The sequence below is a fragment of the Krasilnikovia sp. M28-CT-15 genome, assembly GCF_047159595.1.
Classification (GTDB): Bacteria; Actinomycetota; Actinomycetes; order Mycobacteriales; family Micromonosporaceae; genus Actinoplanes.
Map to the genome: position 1 here is coordinate 7,039,401 of NZ_BAAGAK010000001.1, position 17,266 is coordinate 7,056,666.

Here is a 17,266-nt window from a genome sequence, read left to right on the forward strand (position 1 = left end):
GCTCATCCCCTCTTGGCGGTACCCGCTGGCACCGCGGCTCGGATCTTGTAGGCAGACGTCCGACCGGCCGCCACCCGTTCATAGTTGTCATCGATGCCGATCGTCGTCTCCGCGGCGCCGAGGAACAGCCAGCCATCCGGCCGGAGCAACTTGGCGACGTTGTGCAGCACCGACTTCTTTGTAGCCACGTCGAAATAGATGAGCACATTACGGAGGAAAATGATGTCAAACGGCGGCATCGCCGGCATCGGCGCGGTCAGATTCATCAGCCTGAACGACACATTGCGCCGCAATGTCGGCGCGACCCGCCAGTGCGTGCCTATCCGGTCGAAATATTGCACGAGTGTGGTCGCGGGCAGACCGCGGTTCACCTCGACCTGGCTGTACTCGCCCTTCTCGGCCCGCCCGATCATCTCGGTGGAGATGTCGCTGCCCAGGATCTCGTAGCCCCACCCGCTCGGCAGGGCCTCCTGCATCGTGATCGCCAGGCTGTACGCCTCCTGCCCGCTGGAGCTGGCCGCGGACCACACCCGCAGCTTGCGGGCACTCGCCCGGGCCTGCACCAGCTCGGGCAGGACCACCTCCGTCAGCGCCGTGAACGGCTCCCGGTCGCGGAACCACGAGGTCTCGTTCGTGGTCAGCGCGTCGACGATGCGCTGCTGGTCGGCGATGTTCGGGCGGCGCTGCAACCCGGCCAGGAACTCCCCGACGCTGCCCGCGCCGAGTTGCCGGGCGACCGGGATCAGCCGCGCCTCGACCAGGTACTCCTTGCCGGGGGCCAGCACGATCGCCGCTTCCCGCTTGACCAGCTGGGAAACGAACGCGAAGTCCGATTGTGACAACGTCATCGGGCCACCGCCGCTGAACGTCCGACCTTCAAGCGGCTGATCAGCGCGGCCGGGATCCGGTCCAGTGGCAGCACCTCGTCCGCCAGGCCGGCCGCTACCACCGCCCCGGGCATGCCCCACACCACCGACGTCGCCTCATCCTGCGCCAACACTTCGGCTCCCGCCTCCTGCAACACCTTCGCTCCGACACGTCCGTCGTGCCCCATGCCGGTCAGTACCGCCGCGTACGCGTTCGCCCCGTACACGTCGGCGACCGAGCGGAACATCACGTCGACCGCCGGACGGCACGAGTTCTCCGGCGGTGCACTGCTGAGCTGGGTCACGACCGCGGTGCCGCGGCGATGCAGCACCAGGTGCCGATCGCCCTGGGCGATGTAGACCGTGCCCGCGCTGACTTCCATCCCGTCGGCGGCCTCGACGACGCGCAACGGGGTACTGCGATCCAGCCGCTCGGCGAACATCCGGGTGAAGACCGGCGGCATGTGTTGGGTGACCACGACCGGCACCGGCAGATCCCCCGGCAACGCCAGCAGCACCTTGGTCAGCGCGTCCGGCCCACCGGTCGAACACCCCACCGCCAGCAGATCCACCCGGCCCGGGGGGCGTTTGCGCACCGGCGCCGCCGGACGCGCCAGCGGCGGAACCGCCAGCCGACTGGGGGCCGCCGGACGGCCCAGACGCGGCGGCGCCGCACCCGGCCGGGCCGGGGGCGGCGCGGGCCGGGCCGGGCGCTGCCAGCCCGCCAGCGCCAGGATCTTCGGCACCAGCTGCTCGCGTACGGCCGCGATGGACTGCGCGATCGAGCCGACGTTCGACGGTTTGGTGACGTAGTCGGTCGCGCCCGCGGCGAGCGCCTCCAGCGTGGCGGTGGCGCCCGCGGCCGACAGCGTGCTGAACATGATGACCGGCAGCCTCGGGTGCCGCTTGCGCAGTTCCCGGACCGCCTCGATGCCGTCCATCTGCGGCATCTCGATGTCCATGGTCACGACATCCGGCTTGAGCCGGTCGATCTTCGCCTGGGCCAGCAGGCCGTTCGCGGCGGTGCCTACGACCTCGATGTTCGGGGAGGTGCCGAGGGCGTCCACGATGAGCCGGCGTACGACGACGGAGTCGTCGACGACGAGCACGGAAATCATTCGGGCCACCCTCCTTCACCCCAGCCAGGCCGGTCCCAGCGCCGCGATGACCGGCGCGAGCAGCCGGTGTGCCGTGGCGGTGTCCAGCAAGTCCTTGACCACCAGCGCCTGCACCGCGCCGCTGAGCATGTTCCAGATCCCGCCGGCCCGGTCGGCCAACGGGATCGCTGCGATGTCGATCGCCTGGACCAGCAGCATCTGCGCCGCCGCGGCCGTTCGGACGCGGTCGGACAGATACGCCGCCCAGGACGCCGAGTGCACCGCGGGCGACCAGCCACCCGCATTGCGCCGGGCGTCCTCGGCGGACTGCACCAGCCGGTTCAGGTCGGCCGGCCGGATCGAGCGCAGCCGGTCCAGCAGCGCCGAGATCGCATAGTGGTACGGGCCCAGGTCGATCGGTGCACCGGTGGGCAGTTTGCGCAGCGCGGCGACCCAGCCCGCGCCGAGCATCCGCCGGCTCTGCTCGTCCAGCACCTCGCGCAGGTAGCTGGCGACCGCCGCGTCGCAGAGCAGCGCCGTGGCGGATGCCGCGGTGTCGCTCTGGGTCGCGTCCCGGCCGGTGCCCTGCCACGTCCACGCCATCACGTCGTAGCGGATGCAGGTGAGCAGCGAGTCCACCGAACCGATCGGTGCCCGTTCGATCAACGCGAGCGAACTCGCGTCGTTGCCGACCCCCTTGAGGGTCGGCAACCGGCGCGCCGCGCTTTCCACCTCGACCCACAACGGGCCGCGCACACCTTCGTCCGGCAGCCGCTCCGCCAGCACCGGCAGGTCCCCGAGTTGCAGTTTCAGGGCACGCAGGAGCACCTCGGCGGTGGCCGACCCGCCACCCAGGCGGGTCAGGTCGAAGCCGAGGACAGGAGCGCTGACCAGGCTGTACATCAGGTCGTAGCGCGGTACGTGTCGACAGCCTGGTTGACGTCCAGCGCCAACATGAGCCGCCCGTCCAGCTTGAACGTGCCCACCACCAGATCGCGGGTCGGCCCGCTGAGCGTGTCCGGCGGCGGCTCGAACGCCTCGTCCTCGAGGTCAACGACCTCGCCGATGCGGTCGACGAGCAGGCTGACCGGCTCACGCTCCCCGCTGCCGCGGATGATGACGTTCATGACCGGGCCTTCGAGTGCCTGCCGGTTGAGGCCCAGCTGCACCCGCAGGTCGACCGCGGCGATGACCTGGCCGCGCAGGTTGAACAGCCCGCCGACAGCCGGCGGGGCCAGCGGCACGGGGGTGTACTCGTTGTACGAGAGCACTTCCTGCACGGTGTCCACCTCGACGCCGAACAGCTGATCTGCCACCTCGAAGGTGGCGAACTGACGACTCGCCATGTCAGGCCTCCACCAGGATCTCGTTCGTGTCACGGTAGAAGTTGGGGTCGGCGGCGAGGATCGCGCGCCGCACGTCCAGCAACTCGGTGACCCGCTGCTGGATCACCGCGGTGCCGACCAGGCCGTCCTCCTCCGCGTCGCGGCGGGCGGTCGTCTCGTTCTCGGCGATGTCGACGATCCGGTCGACGACCAGCGCGACGCTGCGCGGGCCCTCGCTGTAGACCACCACCGGCACGGTGTCCCCTTCCGGTTCCTCGCTGTACGCCCCCAGCAGCTGCGACAGGCGCACCAGCGGGAGGATCTGGCCGCGGTACTGCACGACCTCGCGGGAGCCGGCCTGCTCGATGCGGTCCCGCGGGAATTCCTCCAGGCGGGTGACCGTGTCGAGCGGGATGGCGACCCGGCGTTCGCCGACCGCGGTGATGAGCAGGCGCTCGCCCCGGTCGCCGGTGCCGACGGCACGCGAGGCGCCGACGATGTTCTCCCGTTCGGCGTCCGCGCCCAGGTGGGAGCGGCGGGCCAGCGAGGAGATGTCGAGGATCAGGCCGACCTTGCCGTCGCCCAGGATGGTGGCGCCGGCGTACAGGCCGATGTCCTTCAGGCGGCTGTTGAGCGCCTTGACCACGACTTCCTCGGTGTTGAGGACGCGGTCCACCACGAGTCCGAATCGGCGCCCGTCGGCCTGTAGCACCATGATGTAGACGCCCTGGTCGCTGCCGACCTCGAAGCCGAGCGCGCGGTCCAGCCGGACCAGCGGCAGCAGCTTGCCGCGCAGCCGGTACACGGGCGCACCGGAGGCGTACTCGATCTTGGTGCTGTTGCCGTCGATGAAGACCAGCTCCAGCACCGCGACCTGCGGCACCACGTAGCGCTGGTCGCCGCAGTCGACCGTGAGGGCCTGGATGATGGCCAGCGTCAGCGGGATGGTGAGCCGCCAGACGGTGCCCTGGCCGGGGGTCGAGTCGACGCTGACCGCGCCGCCGATCCGCTCGATGTTGGTCTTCACGACGTCCATGCCGACGCCGCGGCCGGAGACGTTGGTGACCTTCTGCGCGGTGCTGAAGCCGGGCTGGAAGACCAGCGCCATGATCTCGCGCTTGTCCATGGTGGCGACCTGGTCGGCCCGGATCAGGCCGTTCTCGACCGCCTTCTGCGCGATCCGCTCCACGTTCAGGCCGGCGCCGTCGTCGGCGACCTCGACCGCGACGTGCCCACCCTCGTGGTACGCGCGCAGCGCCAGGGTGCCCTCCGGCGACTTGCCGTTGGCGACCCGGACGTCGGCCTCCTCGATCCCGTGGTCGACCGCGTTGCGCACCAGGTGGGTCAGCGGGTCCTTGACCGCCTCCAGCAGGCTGCGGTCGAGCTCGGTCTCCTTGCCCTCCATGACCAGCTGGACCTGCTTGCCCAGGCCGGTGCTGAGGTCGCGGACGACCCGGGGCAGCTTCGACCAGATGTGCTCGATCGGCTGCATCCGGGTCTTCATGATCCCTTCCTGCAGCTCGCTGGTGATCATGCCGAGCCGCTGGGCGCTGCGCACGAGCCCGGAGTCGCCGAGCTCCATCACGCCGCGGACGAGCTGGTTACGTGCCAGCACCAGCTCGCCGACCATGTTCATCAGGTTGTCCAGCAGGTCCACGTCGACGCGGATCGCGGAATCCGCGACGCTGCGCTTGGGAGCCTGGGTCTGCAGGGCCTCGGACACCGCCGTGGGGGCGGCCTTGCCCTCCTCCAGCAGGATCGTGCCGAGCTTGCGCTCGTCGCCCTCGAGCTGCTGCTGCAGCGCCGAGCTGACGTCGGACGGGCTGGTCGCGCCGGTCTCGACCAGGATCTCGCCGAGCGGCTTGCGCTGGCCCTCGACCGGCTCGGGCGTGGGGCGTACCGGCGTCTCCACCAGCGGCACCGGGGCCTCGGCGGGTGCCTCAGCCTCAGCGGGTGCGGCGGCCGGGGCTGCCTCCAGGGCCGGTGCCTCGGACTGCATCTGGGCGTGCACGGAGGCGATGATGTTGTCGACGTTGATGTCGCCCTCGGAGCCGCGGTGCTCGATGGCGGCCAGCAACGAACGGACGCCGTCGATCGTGGCCAGCAGGGTGGTGATCGTCTCCGGGGTCACCGGCTGCACGCCGTCGCGCAGCCGGGACAGCAGGGACTCGCCCGCGTGCGCCAGCGTCTCGAGCCGGGTGAAGGCGAGGAACCCGCTGGTGCCCTTGATGGTGTGGATGGCCCGGAAGATCCGGGCGATCAGCTCCCGCGAGCCTGGGTTCTGTTCCAGGGCGACGAGGTCCCGGTCGATCTGGTCGAGATTCTCATGGCTCTCCATGAGAAATTCGCCAACGATCTCACCAAGGTCTTCCACGGCCTACCTCCTGCTCGGGGCTTCCTGTTCCCTCATCGACTCCCAGGGCCGCCACCTGAGGACACCGTGCCCGGCGCCCTTCGGCGGATTCAGCTCTCCCCTCCCGGGCGCCGGTATCGGTAGCCGAATCCGCGTACGGACTCGATCGGTGATTCGTCCGGATCCGACCAGCCGAGCTTGCGCCGCAGCCGCAGGACCGCGAACTTGACCCGCTCCTGACCGATTCCGGTGGGGTCGTCCCACGCCTGGGTCAGCAGCTGATTGGGCGACAGCACCGCGCCGGCATGCCGGACCAGTGCGTTGAGCAGGCGGAACTCTGTCGGTGTGAGGCGTTTCTCGTCGCCTTTGACGTAGACCCGCCGCTTGGTGGGGTCGAGGTGCACGAGCCCGTCGTCGTAGATCTGGCTGGCCCAGCTGTTCTGTCCGGCCGACGAGCGCCGCAGCAGCGCCTCGACCCGGGCCAGCAGCTCGTTGTTGGCGAACGGCTTGGTCAGGTAGTCGTCGGCGCCGCCGCGCAGGCCGCGGACCTTCTCCGCCTCCTGGCCGTGCGCGGTGAGCACCAGCACGGGTACGTCGGAGACGTCGCGCAGCCGTTCGAGCACCTGCCAGCCGTCCATCTCGGGCAGGCCGACGTCGAGCACCACCAGGTCGGGGTGCTCCGCGTACGCCTCTTTGAGGCCGGTACGGCCGTCCCCGGCATGCGCGACCTCGTAGCCTGCCCGGCTGAACAGCAGCCGCAGGGCGAGCGCGATGTCCGGGTCGTCCTCGACGACCAGGAGGCGACTCATGCCCTCATCCCCATGGCATACACCCCCGCTGTGCGTCGGCAGACGCGGTGCCCGGCCCGCCTGGCGCGGCGTCGGCCAGCCTCGTGGAGAAATGCGCCACGATAGCTAGACAAACGTCACCGGGTCGGTCGTATAACGACCTAGTGGTTCATATACGGACAGTCACAGTTTAGCGTGCTCATCCGCCGCCCGGGCGGGTCCGGGCGGATCCGCCGACTTCGACCTCAGGCCCCTCAGCAGGCACGTCCCGCACCGGCGCCCCCGGCGCGCCCAAAACGGGCCGCCGACACACCCCCACGCGTGCTTACCCAGCGTTCTTGCCCCGGCGGGCCGTGGCCATCCCACCAGGCTGACACGGACGCCGGCGACGAACATCGCGAACCGCGAAATGTGAGACAAAAACTCCACAAGCCGATCCGATAGCCAAGGTGGGCGATTGGCGCCCACTCGTGGACCCGGAGGCAGAACGTGTTCGATTCCGCCGTACGCAAGCTGGCCGTGGTGGCCGCAGCAGCGCTGCCCGTGCTCGTGGCGCCGCCGCCCGCCCAGGCCGGCACCCCCGGCCCGGCGATCACCGCCGCGCGGCTCATGGCCCACATGCCGGCCCCGGCCCTGCAGCTGATGTCCCAGCTGGTCACGAAGACCAACCAGCAGCGGTGGGCGGCCGGCTGCGGGCTGCTGGCCGTCGACCAGGAGCTGATCGTCGCGTCGGTCTGGCAGAGCGCGCACATGGCCCGCACCGGAGACTTCACCCACGTGTGGCTCGACGGCTCCACGTTCCTGACCCGCTCGCTGGCCGCCGGATACGCGCAGCCGACCGGGGAGAACCTCGCCTGGGGCTACACCGCCGCCGACGAGGTGGTCGCGGCCTGGATGGCCAGCCCGGAGCACCGGGCGAACATCCTCGACTGCACCGCCCGATCCGTCGGCACGGGTGTCACGTTCGGGTCGGACGGCACGCCGTACTACACCCAGCTCTTCGGCAGGCTCTGAGCGTCGCGCCGGGAGATCAGAGCGCGCAGTTCACCAGGACCGGTTCGGGGTGCAGCTCGACCCCGAACCGCGTACGCACCCCGTCGCGGATCTCCCGGGCCAGCTCCAGCAGCGCCGCGGTGGTGCCGCCGCCGCGGTTGGTCAACGCGAGGGTGTGCTTCGTGGAGATCGCCACCTCGTCCCGGCCGTACCCCTTCGGGAAACCGGCCTGCTCGATCAGCCACGCCGCGGGCACCTTGACCGCGCCCTGCTCCCCCGGCCAGCACGGCGGGTCCGCCCGCTCGCGCAACGCCGCCCACTGCGCCGCGGACAACACCGGATTGGTGAAGAACGACCCGACCGACCAGGTGTCGCGGTCCTCGGCGTCGAGCACCATGCCCTTGCCCGCCCGCAGCTTCAGCACGGTGTCCCGAGCCTGCTCCAGCGGCACCCGCTCGCCCACCTCCACGCCGAGGCGCCGGGCCAGCTCGGCATAGCGGACCGGCGCGGACTCGCCGGAGACCGCCAGCCGGAAGTCGACCTCCAGCACCACCCAGCGGTCGGTGTGCTTGAAGATGCTGGACCGGTAGCCGAACCCGCACTCCGCGGGGGTGTACGCGCGCACCTCGTCGGTCGTCCGGTCGTACGCGTGCACCGCCACGATCGTGTGGCCCACTTCCTGGCCGTACGCGCCGACGTTCTGGATCGGGGTCGCCCCGGCGCTGCCGGGAATGCCGGACAGGCACTCCAGGCCGGACAGGCCCTCGGCCACCGTCCGGGCGACCACGTCGTCCCACGGCTCACCGGCGGCCACCCGCACCACCGCCGCGGTGGAGTCCCGGGAGACCACCCGCATCCCGCTGGTGCGCAGCAACACCACCGTGCCCGCGAACCCCCCGTCGCCGACCACCACGTTGCTGCCCCCGGCCAGCACGAACACCGGCTGACCCGCGGCCGTCGCCGCACGGACCGCCGCGACCGCCTCCCCCGCCTCGGTCACCACCGTCAAGGTGTCCGCGGGACCGCCGAGGCGTAGCGTCGTGTACGCCCCCAGCGAACGCGCGGCCGCTGGGGATGCGGTGGTCTCCCGGTCAGCACTAACGTCAGGCACGACGTTCACCCTAGGGCGCGGCAGCCCGGGGTGCCCACGCGGTCGGGGTTGAGCGGAGATTCCGATGAACAGGCTGCACGCGACGAAGGACTTCTGGATCGCCGCCCTGCGCGCCGACGGCCCCGCGCTGCAGGACGCCCTCGCGGAGGCGGGCCCCGACCAGCCGGTTCCCTCCGGGCTCAGCACGGCCGGCCTGGTGGAAAACCTGACCACCGAGCTCCATTGGGTACGCGAGCACATCCCCCGCGGCGTGACCGACCGCCCCGCCGACCCGGCCCCACCCCAGCCGCGTCCCGCCTGGCCGGACGCGCTGGACGGGCTGCGCCGCGAGCTGACCGGCACGATCGAGACCCTGGACGCGGTGGACGCCGAGCTGCCCGCCTGGAACTGGGCGCCACAGCCGAAGAAGGCCGCGTTCTGGCAGCGCCGGATGGCCCACGAGATCGCGCTGCGCCGCTGGGAGGCCGAGTCGGCGGTCGGGCGGGCCACGCCGGTGGAGACCAAGCTGGCCGCGGACGGCATCAGCGAGGCGCTGGACACCTGGCTGCCCGCCGGGCGGCGCACCGGCCCGACCGACCTGCACGGGGTGGTGCACCTGGTGGCCACGGATGGCGCGTACGACTGGTTCGTCCGGCTGCGCGGCGCCGGGGTCGCGCTGCTCGACACCGGCACGATCCTCGACACCGACGATCACCACCCCCGGGCCGAGGCCAGCGGCACCGCCAGCGAGCTGTTGCTCACGCTGACCGGCCGCCGCCCCACCGACGCCCTGGTCACCACGGGCGATCCCCGCCTGTTCGCCGCGCTCCAGGTGGGCTGAACCCGTTCACCCGATCCCGGTACCGGATCCGGTTCCGGAACCGTCTCCCCCCTTCCCAGGCGGGCTGAGGGCCGTACGCTGTACCGGTTAAGTGCGGCGCCCGGCGACCGCATAGGTGGCGGGCAAGGAAGCGGTGACGGCATGACGGCCACGGTCCGGACCGAGTCGGCGACGGCAGCGAGCGGCGCCCCCGCGACGGCGGGCCCCCACTTCCCCGACGGGTTCGTCTGGGGCGCGGCCACCGCCGCATACCAGATCGAGGGCGCCGCGACCGAGGACGGCCGCGGCCCCTCCATCTGGGACACCTTCAGCCGTACGCCGGGCAAGGTGGTCGCCGGGCACACCGGCGACGTGGCCTGCGAGCACTACCACCGGTACCGCGACGATGTGGCGCTGATGGCCGAGCTGGGCATCGCGTCGTACCGGTACTCGATCTCGTGGCCGCGCCTGCAGCCCGACGGCACCGGCCCGGTGAACACCCGCGGCCTCGACTTCTACGACCGGCTCACCGACGAACTGCTGGCCAAGGGCATCGACCCGGTGGTCACGCTGTACCACTGGGACCTGCCCCAGGCCCTGCAGGACCGGGGCGGCTGGACCGTGCGGGAGACCGCCGAGGCGTTCGCCGCGTACGCCCGGATCGCCTACCGCCGGCTCGGCGACCGGGTCCGCACCTGGACGACCCTGAACGAGCCGTGGTGCTCGGCGTACCTGGGCTACGGCAGCGGGCGGCACGCACCGGGGGTCACCGATCCGGCTGCCGCGTTCGCCGCGGTGCACCACCTGCTGCTCGGGCACGGCCTGGCCGCGCGGACGCTGCGCGCGGCGGGCGCGCGACAGATCAGCATCACGCTCAACCCCACCGCCGTGTACCCGGTGGACCCCGACAGCGCGGCCGACGTCGAGGCGGCCCGGCTCGTCGACGGGCTGCACAACCGGATCTTCCTCGACCCGCTGCTGCGCGGCCGCTACCCCGCCGACATGATCGAACACATGCGCCGCTTCACCGACCTGGCGTGGCTGCGCGACGGCGACGAGAAGCTGATCAGCGCGCCGCTCGACGTGCTCGGGGTGAACTTCTACCAGCCCGCGTACGTGTCCGCGCGGCCCGGCACGGCCGCCGCCGCGGACAGCCCCGGCACCGAGGGCGTCGCGTTCCGCGACCCGGTCGGCCCGGTCACCGACATGAACTGGCAGATCGAACCGGCCGCGCTGACCCGGCTGCTGGAGCGGCTGCACCGCGACTACCACGGCATTCCGCTGCTGATCACCGAGAACGGGGCGGCGTACCCCGATGAACCGGGGCTCGACGGGCGGGTCCGCGACGCCGAGCGGATCGCGTACCTCGACGGGCACCTACGGGCCTGCCACGACGCGCTGTCCGCCGGTGTTGACCTTCGGGGATACTTCGTGTGGTCTTTGATGGACAATTTCGAATGGGCGGAGGGCTACGCCAAACGCTTCGGCATCGTGCACGTCGACTACACCACACAGGCCCGGGTGGCGAAGGACAGCGCACGGTGGTACCAGGAGGTGATCCGGCGTAACGGTCTGCCCGAGCATGCCCGGGCTGAGGAGTGAGCTGAATGGTGACGCGGGAGCGGCCGACCCTCGAAGCGGTGGCGCGACGTGCCGGTGTCTCCCGGGCCACGGTGTCGCGCGTCGTCAACGGCTCGACCACGGTCGCGGCCGCGATCCGCGACGCGGTGAACCAGGCCGTCGAGGAACTGGGCTACGTACCCAACCAGGCGGCCCGCAGCCTGGTCACTCAGCGGACCGAGTCGATCGCGCTGATCCTGCCGGAGACCGCCAGCCGGGTCTTCTCGGATGACATGTTCTTCCCCGCCGTGATCCGCGGCGTCAGCACGGAGCTCGAGGCGGCCGACAAGCAGCTGGTCCTCATGATGGCGGGCTCCGCCGCCAGCCACGACCGGGTCGAGCGGTACGCCATGGCGGGGCACGTCGACGGGGTCATGTTCGCCTCCATGCACGGCGCCGACCCGCTGCCCGGCAAACTCGCCCGGCTCGGCATCCCGGTGGTGTGCAGCGGCCGGCCCATGAGCCCGGCCGGGACCACGGTCCCGTACGTGGACGTGGACCACTTCGGCGGGGTGGCCGCCGCGGTGCGGCACCTGGTCGGCGCGGGCCGCCGCCGGATCGCCACGATCGCCGGGCCGCAGGACATGATCGCCGGGGTGGACCGGCTGGCCGGTTACCGGGCCGTACTGAACGAGGCAGGCCTGCCCGAGCACGTGGCCACGGGCGACTTCACCCGCGAATCCGGCGTACAGGCGATGCAGCGGCTGCTCACCGAGGACCCGGAGCTGGACGCGGTCTTCGTCGCCTCCGACCTGATGGCGCACGGTGCCCTGCAGGCGCTGCGCGAACGCGGCCGCCGGGTGCCGGTCGACGTCGCGGTGATCGGCTTCGACGATTTCGAGATCAGCCGGTACAGCGACCCGCCGCTGACCACGGTTCGCCAGCCCATCGTCGACATGGGCCGCACCATGGCGAAGCTGATGCTCACGCTGGTCGACGACCCCACCGAGGCGGCCGCCCCGGTGGTCCTGCCGACCGAGCTGGTCCTGCGCGACTCCGCCTGAGCGCCCCGGGCGGAGCTGGGTGAGCGGGCGTCAGGCGGGACCCACGGCTGGTGCCTCGACCGGTAGGCCGAGCACGCGGCGCGCCAGCAGTGCGGCGCCGGCCACGGCGCCGGGCATGAGCAGGATCGCGCCGAGCGGCAGCAGGAAGCAGGCGAACACGGCGACCCCGAAGCCGAGCGCCAGTGGCCGGTTGGTGCGCAGCGCCGCCCGGCGGTCCGCCAGCCGCCGCCCGCGCCGCTGGAACGGCACCCCGGTCAGCTCGACCGCCAGCAGCCACCCGCCCACCGCCGCACCCAGCACGGGCACCACGGTCTGCCCCACCAACGGCAGGAAGCCCAGCACGAACAGCGGGATGCCGAACAGCACCGACAGGGCGATCAGGCGCAGCGAGTCGACGAGGCTACGGCCCAGCGAGCGCCACCACGGCACCTCGACCTCGTCCGGCACCCCACCGAACCGCTGCTCGACCAGGCCGGAGATCGTCTCGTAGAACGGGTCGCCGATGAGCAGGGTGAATGCCGTGAAGGTCAGCACCCCGATCAGGCCGCTGAAGCCCACCAGCGCGATCCCGGCCAGCACCTGGATCAGGTCGCGCCATCCGGCGGACCAGTCGTCGGCGAACCAGGTGACCGTCCGGGACAGTTCCGGCAGGAACGCCAGCATGGTGATCAGGGCCGCGCTGTACAGGATGCCGGCGATGACCGCCGGGATCAGGCCCAGCACCAGCAGTCGCGGGTTGCGCAGGCACAGTCCCAGGCCACGGGGGAGCAGGGCCGCGCCCTGCAGGAACTCCCGCACCGGGCCGCCGGGGCCGATCGAACGCATCGCAGCATCGGTCACGATCCGGCAGCTTAGAACCCGGGCACCAGCTCGCCCGCCCCGAGGCCCGCCTGGCCGGCGTCGGTGCTCGGCGACGGCGACACGGACGGAGCGGACGGCGACTCACTGGGCTTGGCGGAGGTGGGTGGGGGCGTCCGGGACGGTCCGACCCGCCCGGGCGACGCGCTGCGCGACGCGGTGGCGCGGACCGCGGTACGGCGTGGCGTACGGCTGACGGTGGGCGCGGCGGTCCGGACCGGGCGCGGCGACCATTCCAGGGCCGTCACCGACTCGGGGGCGGCGGCCCGGCTCGGCGCCGCACCCAGGACGCCGCTGCCCGCCGGGGCCGACGCGGGCGCGGGCTGCGCGGCCGGGGTGCCGAGGACCCAACCGGCGGCCAATGCGAAGGGCAACCCGAGGACCAGGACGCCGAAGAAGATCGATTTGGGGGAGAGCCGCACGGATTGACAATCGTTCCGGGGCCCGAAAGGTTACGGCGTACGGGCTGCTCAATGGGCGTTGAGGAAGGTCGAGATCCGCTCCCGCAGGTCCCGGCGGCGTGTCCACAGCACGTCCGGCTGGTCGTACACGTGCAGCTCGGCGCCCAGCCGGGCGGCGACGCGCTCGGCCACGGCGGCCGGGTGTACCTCGTCGCCGGCACACCCGAGCACCAGCGCCCGTCCCCCGAACGCGCGCAGCGCCGCCTCGTCGGGCACGGCCGGAGCCTGCCAGAGCGTGTCGAGTTGGGGGGCCAGGCCGTCGCGCCGCAACTGCTGCTCGCGCTGGCGCAGGTAGGCCAGCCCGGCGGCGGTGTCCCGGAGGTCGCGGGGCACCTCGGGTTCGAGCGCGGCGCGCAGCTCACCCGACTCGAGTGCGGCGCGCAACCGTGCCAGCCGGTCCTGGGCGGCGGCGGGCCGCGTACCGTCCAACGGCGCGGGCAGGAACAGCACCACCCGCGCGAAGCGGTCCGGCCGCCGCGCCAGCAGGCGGCACACGGAGGCCGCGCCCATGCTGACCCCGACCGCGCGGGTGGCGCCGGAACGGTCCGCGACCGCTGCGAGATCGTCGGCGAGGTCGGCGAAGGTCCACGGCCCGGGCGGCGCCGCGGAGCGGCCGTGCCCGCGCTGGTGGAAGAAGACCCGCCGCCCGGTGACGGCGCTGCCCAACGGGCGGGTACCGGCGATGTCCCCGGCGAGGCCGTGGGCGAACACCGTGACCGGATCACCGGCGCCGGTGACGAGCTGCTCCAGCCGGACGCCGTGCGGGGTGTCGACCAGTTCGGTCTGCGGGCCCATGCCTTCGCTTCGGCTACCAGAACCCCTTGCCGTCGGACAGGTCACGCAGGCCGGGCCGGACGTCCAGCAGATAGATCAGGGCGGCCGCGATGCCGATCAGGCCGAAGATGCCGATCGGCCCACTGATCAGGTACGTGAGGACGAGGCAGACGGCGAGGATGGCCACCCAGGCGCCCTTGGGCAGGGTGCCGATCGCGGGGAATCCGTCGCCGCGCTGGGTGATGCAGTGCACGAGGGCCACGGCCTGCACGATCAGCGACAGGATCAGGATGACCAGGTTGATCCCACGGACGACATCGAGATAGAAGATCGGTGCGCTGGTGGCCATGGCCCGAGTCTATGCTGCGGGCCCCGGCCGAAGCCGGGGCCCGCAGTTCGTCACACGGTGGCGTGTTCGATCACTTGGCGGCCGGGCGGGTCCGCTTGGTCGCACGCGGCTTCGGCTCGGCCTCGGCGGCGGCCGCGACGGCCTTCGGGGCTTCGGTCGCCTCGATGTCGGCGTTGACCACGTCCGCGGCCTCCACGACACCGGAGCCGACGACGCGCTCGCCACGGGCGACCAGCGCGGTGTACGCGCTGAGCGCGCGCTCCTGGGCCAGCTGAGCGAACGCGACCGCGTTGCTGGCCGCGTTGCTGCGCAGCTTGTCGAAGTCCGTCGTCGCGGCCTTGTCGCGCAGCTCGCCCGCCTTGGTGTTGGCGTTGGCGATCGCGGGCTTGAGGGTCGCGACGGCGCGGTCGCTCAGCTCGCTGACCACGCCGGGCAGCTTGCGCAGCTGCTCGACCGCGAGGTCGCCCGCACCGGCGGCGGCGTACAGCGGGGCAGGGATCTTGGTCTTGGTCTGCTCGGTCATGGTGTCTCCTCCGACTTGGTGGTCCTCGGTGGGGGTGCCGCGCCGTCCTCCACAACCGCCACGTCCTCGAGGACCGCGGCGAGGTCGCCGCCCTCGGAGTCGACGGGCGGCTCGGCGGCCTTGGGCGGCGCGTGCCGGGCGTTCTCGTTGCGGAACGTCTCGTAGATCTGGGACAGCGACTGCTTCTGCGCGATGGTCAGCTCGGGGTCGACCGCGATCGCGGCCAGCACCCCCTGCTGTCCCTCGCTGTCGAGCAGGCCGGCGCGCAGGTACATCGCCGGGGTGGAGACCCGCAGCGCGCTGGCGAGCTGCTGGAGCACCTCGGCGCTGGGTTTACGCAGGCCACGCTCGATCTGGCTGAGGTACGGGTTGCTCACCCCGGCCCGCTCGGCAAGCTGCCGGAGCGAGATCTTGGCGGATTGACGCAGGTCGCGGATGAATCCGCCAATGTCCTGCGGCAGGTCCTTGGGCGTGGGCATGGCTCGACGCTATCCCGGTGCGCTAACTCCTGCAAGCAAAACGCTTGCAGGAGTTAGCGTGAATCACCTCACTCAGTGACAGCCGCCTCACGGATCGACGACCTCACCAGGTGGTGCGCACCTCGCCGACCGGCTCCCCGCCGCCCAGCACGGCCACCTCGGGCACCGGCCCGTCCACACCGAGACGGCGCAGGGCCGCGCGCAACACCGGCATCCGGGCCCGGGCGGCACCATCGGAGATCTTGAACGCCACCGCACCCACCCCGGGCACGGCCACCGCCTGCACCCCCTCCGCGCCGCCCTTGGCCAGCAGCCCCGGCACCCCGGCCATCAGTACGGTGTCATCGCCGCCCGTACCGTGCACCAGCTCGGGGTGGGCCCGCATGGCGTCCGCCACCCGGCGCTCGGCACTGCCCGGCTCGGCGTCCACCAGACGCAGGAACGACCGCGCCAGGGCGGTCAGTGAGAACGCGAACACCGGCGCCCCGCACCCGTCCACCCCGGTCGCCGCGATCGGCTCCCCGGCCAGCTCCGTCACCGACTCCGCCAACGTGACCTGCAACGGATGCCCGGCATCCCGGTACGACGCCAGCGGCCAGCCGTTGACCACACAGGTCGCCAGCATGCCGGCGTGCTTGCCGGAGCAGTTCATCAGGATCCGCTGCGCCGCGCCGCCCGCCCGCAGCACCGCGTCCCGCGCGCTCGGCGACACCGGCAGGTCCGGCGGGCACCCCAGCGCCTCCGCGTCCAGGCCCGCGGCGGCAAGGATCTCCTGCGCCCGGCGCGCATGGAAAGGCTCGCCGAGGTGGCTGCCGCTCATCAGCGCCAGATCGGCGGCCTCCCGCGGGCGCAGCCCCGCGCGCAGCATGCCGACCGTCTGCAACGGCTTGTTCGACGAGCGGGGAAAGACCGGCGACGTGACGTCCCCGGCGCTGTCCTTCACCGCGCCCGCGGAGTCCAGCACCACGACCGAACCGTGGTGCACACTCTCGACGAAACCGGACCGGACGACCTCAGCGAGGATCATCGGGCGGGGATGCCGAGCAGCTCCCGCGCCTCCGACGGGCTCAGCGGGGGCCGCTGGGCCAGCTGCGCGAAACCGACCGCCCGCGCCACGAGCTGCATGTTCGACTCGACCGGCTGGCCCTTCGCGTACGTGACCGTGTCCTCCATGCCGACCCGCAGGTGGCCGCCGGCCGACAGCGAGGCCAGCATGACCGGGATCGTGCTGCGGCCGATGCCGGTGGCCGAGAACGTCGTGCCCTCGGGCAGGTCACGCAGCGCCTGGCGGCACGCCACCAGGGCCTCCGCGGTGCCGGGCATCCCGCCGGGCACCCCCATCACCAGGTCGACGTGCACATGCCCGCCGAACGGCAGCCCGTACGAGCTGAGCAGGCGCTGGAGCGTGGTGAGCTGGCCCAGGTCGAAGATCTCGTACTCGGGGACGATGCCGCGCTCCTGCATGCGGGTGTGCAGCTCGACGACGAACTCCCACCGGTTCATGAAGACGTCGTCGCCGAAGTTGACCGTGCCCATCGTGCAGGAGGCCATCTCCGGCCCCGCGTCGAGCACGGCCAGCCGGTCCGCCTCCGGGTCCGTCACCGACCCGCCCGAGGAGAGCTGCACGATCAGGCCGGTGGACTCGCGCAGCCCCGCCACGGTCGCCCGCAGCCGGCCCTGGTCCAGGGTGGGCTTCGCGTCGTCGTCGCGGATGTGCACGTGGATGATGGCGGCGCCGAGCGCCTCGCACTCCTTGGCGGTGGCCACGAGTTCGTCGAGGGTCACGGGCAGCGCGGGTACGGCCGCCTTGCTGCTCTCCGCGCCGGTGGGCGCGACGGTGATGAGGGTCCCGGTCATGCCCGCGAT

Annotated in this window: 19 protein-coding genes; 4 read left to right on the plus strand and 15 right to left on the minus strand. The window is 72.0% G+C overall.

Going from position 1 to position 17,266, the window contains the following annotated elements:
* Positions 1–2: 2 nt before the first annotated feature.
* From ACMCNO_RS32310 to ACMCNO_RS32335, 6 genes are all read right to left on the minus strand, one after another.
* Complete coding sequence (locus ACMCNO_RS32310) at positions 3–848, minus strand: CheR family methyltransferase (RefSeq protein ID WP_412753201.1); 846 nt, start codon at positions 846–848, stop codon at positions 3–5.
* On the minus strand, positions 845–1,984 hold the full coding sequence (locus ACMCNO_RS32315) for a protein-glutamate methylesterase/protein-glutamine glutaminase (protein WP_412753202.1): 1,140 nt from the start codon (positions 1,982–1,984) through the stop codon (positions 845–847). The genes ACMCNO_RS32310 and ACMCNO_RS32315 overlap by 4 nt, the downstream gene beginning before the upstream one ends.
* Positions 1,985–1,999: 15 nt before the next feature.
* Positions 2,000–2,866: a hypothetical protein gene (locus ACMCNO_RS32320; protein WP_412753203.1), complete on the minus strand. Its 867-nt coding sequence runs from the start codon at positions 2,864–2,866 to the stop codon at positions 2,000–2,002.
* Positions 2,866–3,309 (minus strand): chemotaxis protein CheW, encoded by a 444-nt coding sequence (locus ACMCNO_RS32325; RefSeq protein ID WP_412753204.1) that lies wholly within the window; start codon positions 3,307–3,309, stop codon positions 2,866–2,868. Before ACMCNO_RS32325 ends, ACMCNO_RS32320 begins: the two co-directional genes overlap by 1 nt.
* 1 nt (position 3,310) lies before the next feature.
* The gene (locus tag ACMCNO_RS32330) at positions 3,311–5,662 is read right to left on the minus strand and encodes a chemotaxis protein CheA (RefSeq protein WP_412753205.1); all 2,352 of its coding nucleotides are present in this window, start codon (positions 5,660–5,662) and stop codon (positions 3,311–3,313) included.
* Between the two features lie 89 nt (positions 5,663–5,751).
* Positions 5,752–6,450 (minus strand): response regulator transcription factor, encoded by a 699-nt coding sequence (locus tag ACMCNO_RS32335; protein ID WP_130509412.1) that lies wholly within the window; start codon positions 6,448–6,450, stop codon positions 5,752–5,754.
* A gap of 468 nt (positions 6,451–6,918) precedes the next feature.
* Between ACMCNO_RS32335 and ACMCNO_RS32340 the strand changes: the two genes are divergently transcribed.
* Positions 6,919–7,443 carry a CAP domain-containing protein gene (locus ACMCNO_RS32340; RefSeq protein ID WP_412753206.1) on the plus strand — a complete coding sequence of 175 codons (525 nt, stop codon included), beginning with the start codon at positions 6,919–6,921 and terminating at the stop codon, positions 7,441–7,443.
* Between the two features lie 16 nt (positions 7,444–7,459).
* Here the strand turns inward: ACMCNO_RS32340 and ACMCNO_RS32345 are convergent, their stop codons facing one another.
* Complete coding sequence (locus tag ACMCNO_RS32345) at positions 7,460–8,542, minus strand: UDP-N-acetylmuramate dehydrogenase (RefSeq protein WP_412753207.1); 1,083 nt, start codon at positions 8,540–8,542, stop codon at positions 7,460–7,462.
* Between the two features lie 55 nt (positions 8,543–8,597).
* Between ACMCNO_RS32345 and ACMCNO_RS32350 the strand changes: the two genes are divergently transcribed.
* From ACMCNO_RS32350 to ACMCNO_RS32360, 3 genes are all read left to right on the plus strand, one after another.
* A complete protein-coding gene (locus tag ACMCNO_RS32350) occupies positions 8,598–9,353 on the plus strand; it encodes a hypothetical protein (RefSeq protein ID WP_412753208.1) in 756 nt (251 codons plus the stop codon).
* Positions 9,354–9,494: 141 nt separating this feature from the next.
* Complete coding sequence (locus tag ACMCNO_RS32355) at positions 9,495–10,934, plus strand: GH1 family beta-glucosidase (protein WP_412753209.1); 1,440 nt, start codon at positions 9,495–9,497, stop codon at positions 10,932–10,934.
* Positions 10,935–10,939: 5 nt separating this feature from the next.
* On the plus strand, positions 10,940–11,956 hold the full coding sequence (locus ACMCNO_RS32360) for a LacI family DNA-binding transcriptional regulator (RefSeq protein WP_412753210.1): 1,017 nt from the start codon (positions 10,940–10,942) through the stop codon (positions 11,954–11,956).
* A 30-nt stretch (positions 11,957–11,986) separates the two neighbouring features.
* On the opposite strand, the gene ACMCNO_RS32365 is transcribed toward ACMCNO_RS32360, so the two are convergent.
* From ACMCNO_RS32365 to ACMCNO_RS32400, 8 genes are all read right to left on the minus strand, one after another.
* A complete protein-coding gene (locus tag ACMCNO_RS32365) occupies positions 11,987–12,781 on the minus strand; it encodes an EI24 domain-containing protein (protein WP_412753882.1) in 795 nt (264 codons plus the stop codon).
* Positions 12,782–12,807: 26 nt separating this feature from the next.
* The gene (locus tag ACMCNO_RS32370) at positions 12,808–13,236 is read right to left on the minus strand and encodes a hypothetical protein (RefSeq protein ID WP_412753211.1); all 429 of its coding nucleotides are present in this window, start codon (positions 13,234–13,236) and stop codon (positions 12,808–12,810) included.
* Between the two features lie 48 nt (positions 13,237–13,284).
* Positions 13,285–14,070 (minus strand): alpha/beta fold hydrolase, encoded by a 786-nt coding sequence (locus ACMCNO_RS32375; RefSeq protein WP_412753212.1) that lies wholly within the window; start codon positions 14,068–14,070, stop codon positions 13,285–13,287.
* Positions 14,071–14,083: 13 nt separating this feature from the next.
* Positions 14,084–14,398 (minus strand): DUF2516 family protein, encoded by a 315-nt coding sequence (locus ACMCNO_RS32380; RefSeq protein WP_412753213.1) that lies wholly within the window; start codon positions 14,396–14,398, stop codon positions 14,084–14,086.
* Positions 14,399–14,468: 70 nt separating this feature from the next.
* Positions 14,469–14,921: a hypothetical protein gene (locus ACMCNO_RS32385; protein ID WP_412753214.1), complete on the minus strand. Its 453-nt coding sequence runs from the start codon at positions 14,919–14,921 to the stop codon at positions 14,469–14,471.
* The gene (locus tag ACMCNO_RS32390) at positions 14,918–15,400 is read right to left on the minus strand and encodes a helix-turn-helix domain-containing protein (RefSeq protein ID WP_412753215.1); all 483 of its coding nucleotides are present in this window, start codon (positions 15,398–15,400) and stop codon (positions 14,918–14,920) included. The genes ACMCNO_RS32385 and ACMCNO_RS32390 overlap by 4 nt, the downstream gene beginning before the upstream one ends.
* Before the next feature lie 103 nt (positions 15,401–15,503).
* Complete coding sequence (locus tag ACMCNO_RS32395; RefSeq protein WP_412753216.1) at positions 15,504–16,427, minus strand: asparaginase; 924 nt, start codon at positions 16,425–16,427, stop codon at positions 15,504–15,506.
* Positions 16,424–17,257: a 3-keto-5-aminohexanoate cleavage protein gene (locus ACMCNO_RS32400; protein WP_412753217.1), complete on the minus strand. Its 834-nt coding sequence runs from the start codon at positions 17,255–17,257 to the stop codon at positions 16,424–16,426. The genes ACMCNO_RS32395 and ACMCNO_RS32400 overlap by 4 nt, the downstream gene beginning before the upstream one ends.
* Between the last annotated feature and the right edge of the window lie 9 nt (positions 17,258–17,266).

What these genes read in the sequence shown, in the direction of transcription:
- ACMCNO_RS32310 (WP_412753201.1), bottom strand. Translation starts at nt 848, where the DNA reads ATGACGTTGTCACAATCGGACTTCGCGTTCGTTTCCCAGCTGGTCAAG.
- ACMCNO_RS32315 (WP_412753202.1), bottom strand. Translation starts at nt 1,984, where the DNA reads ATGATTTCCGTGCTCGTCGTCGACGACTCCGTCGTCGTACGCCGGCTC.
- ACMCNO_RS32320 (WP_412753203.1), bottom strand. Translation starts at nt 2,866, where the DNA reads ATGTACAGCCTGGTCAGCGCTCCTGTCCTCGGCTTCGACCTGACCCGC.
- ACMCNO_RS32325 (WP_412753204.1), bottom strand. Translation starts at nt 3,309, where the DNA reads ATGGCGAGTCGTCAGTTCGCCACCTTCGAGGTGGCAGATCAGCTGTTC.
- ACMCNO_RS32335 (WP_130509412.1), bottom strand. Translation starts at nt 6,450, where the DNA reads ATGAGTCGCCTCCTGGTCGTCGAGGACGACCCGGACATCGCGCTCGCC.
- ACMCNO_RS32350 (WP_412753208.1), top strand. Translation starts at nt 8,598, where the DNA reads ATGAACAGGCTGCACGCGACGAAGGACTTCTGGATCGCCGCCCTGCGC.
- ACMCNO_RS32355 (WP_412753209.1), top strand. Translation starts at nt 9,495, where the DNA reads ATGACGGCCACGGTCCGGACCGAGTCGGCGACGGCAGCGAGCGGCGCC.
- ACMCNO_RS32360 (WP_412753210.1), top strand. Translation starts at nt 10,940, where the DNA reads ATGGTGACGCGGGAGCGGCCGACCCTCGAAGCGGTGGCGCGACGTGCC.
- ACMCNO_RS32365 (WP_412753882.1), bottom strand. Translation starts at nt 12,781, where the DNA reads ATGCGTTCGATCGGCCCCGGCGGCCCGGTGCGGGAGTTCCTGCAGGGC.
- ACMCNO_RS32375 (WP_412753212.1), bottom strand. Translation starts at nt 14,070, where the DNA reads ATGGGCCCGCAGACCGAACTGGTCGACACCCCGCACGGCGTCCGGCTG.
- ACMCNO_RS32380 (WP_412753213.1), bottom strand. Translation starts at nt 14,398, where the DNA reads ATGGCCACCAGCGCACCGATCTTCTATCTCGATGTCGTCCGTGGGATC.
- ACMCNO_RS32385 (WP_412753214.1), bottom strand. Translation starts at nt 14,921, where the DNA reads ATGACCGAGCAGACCAAGACCAAGATCCCTGCCCCGCTGTACGCCGCC.
- ACMCNO_RS32390 (WP_412753215.1), bottom strand. Translation starts at nt 15,400, where the DNA reads ATGCCCACGCCCAAGGACCTGCCGCAGGACATTGGCGGATTCATCCGC.
- ACMCNO_RS32395 (WP_412753216.1), bottom strand. Translation starts at nt 16,427, where the DNA reads ATGATCCTCGCTGAGGTCGTCCGGTCCGGTTTCGTCGAGAGTGTGCAC.
- ACMCNO_RS32400 (WP_412753217.1), bottom strand. Translation starts at nt 17,257, where the DNA reads ATGACCGGGACCCTCATCACCGTCGCGCCCACCGGCGCGGAGAGCAGC.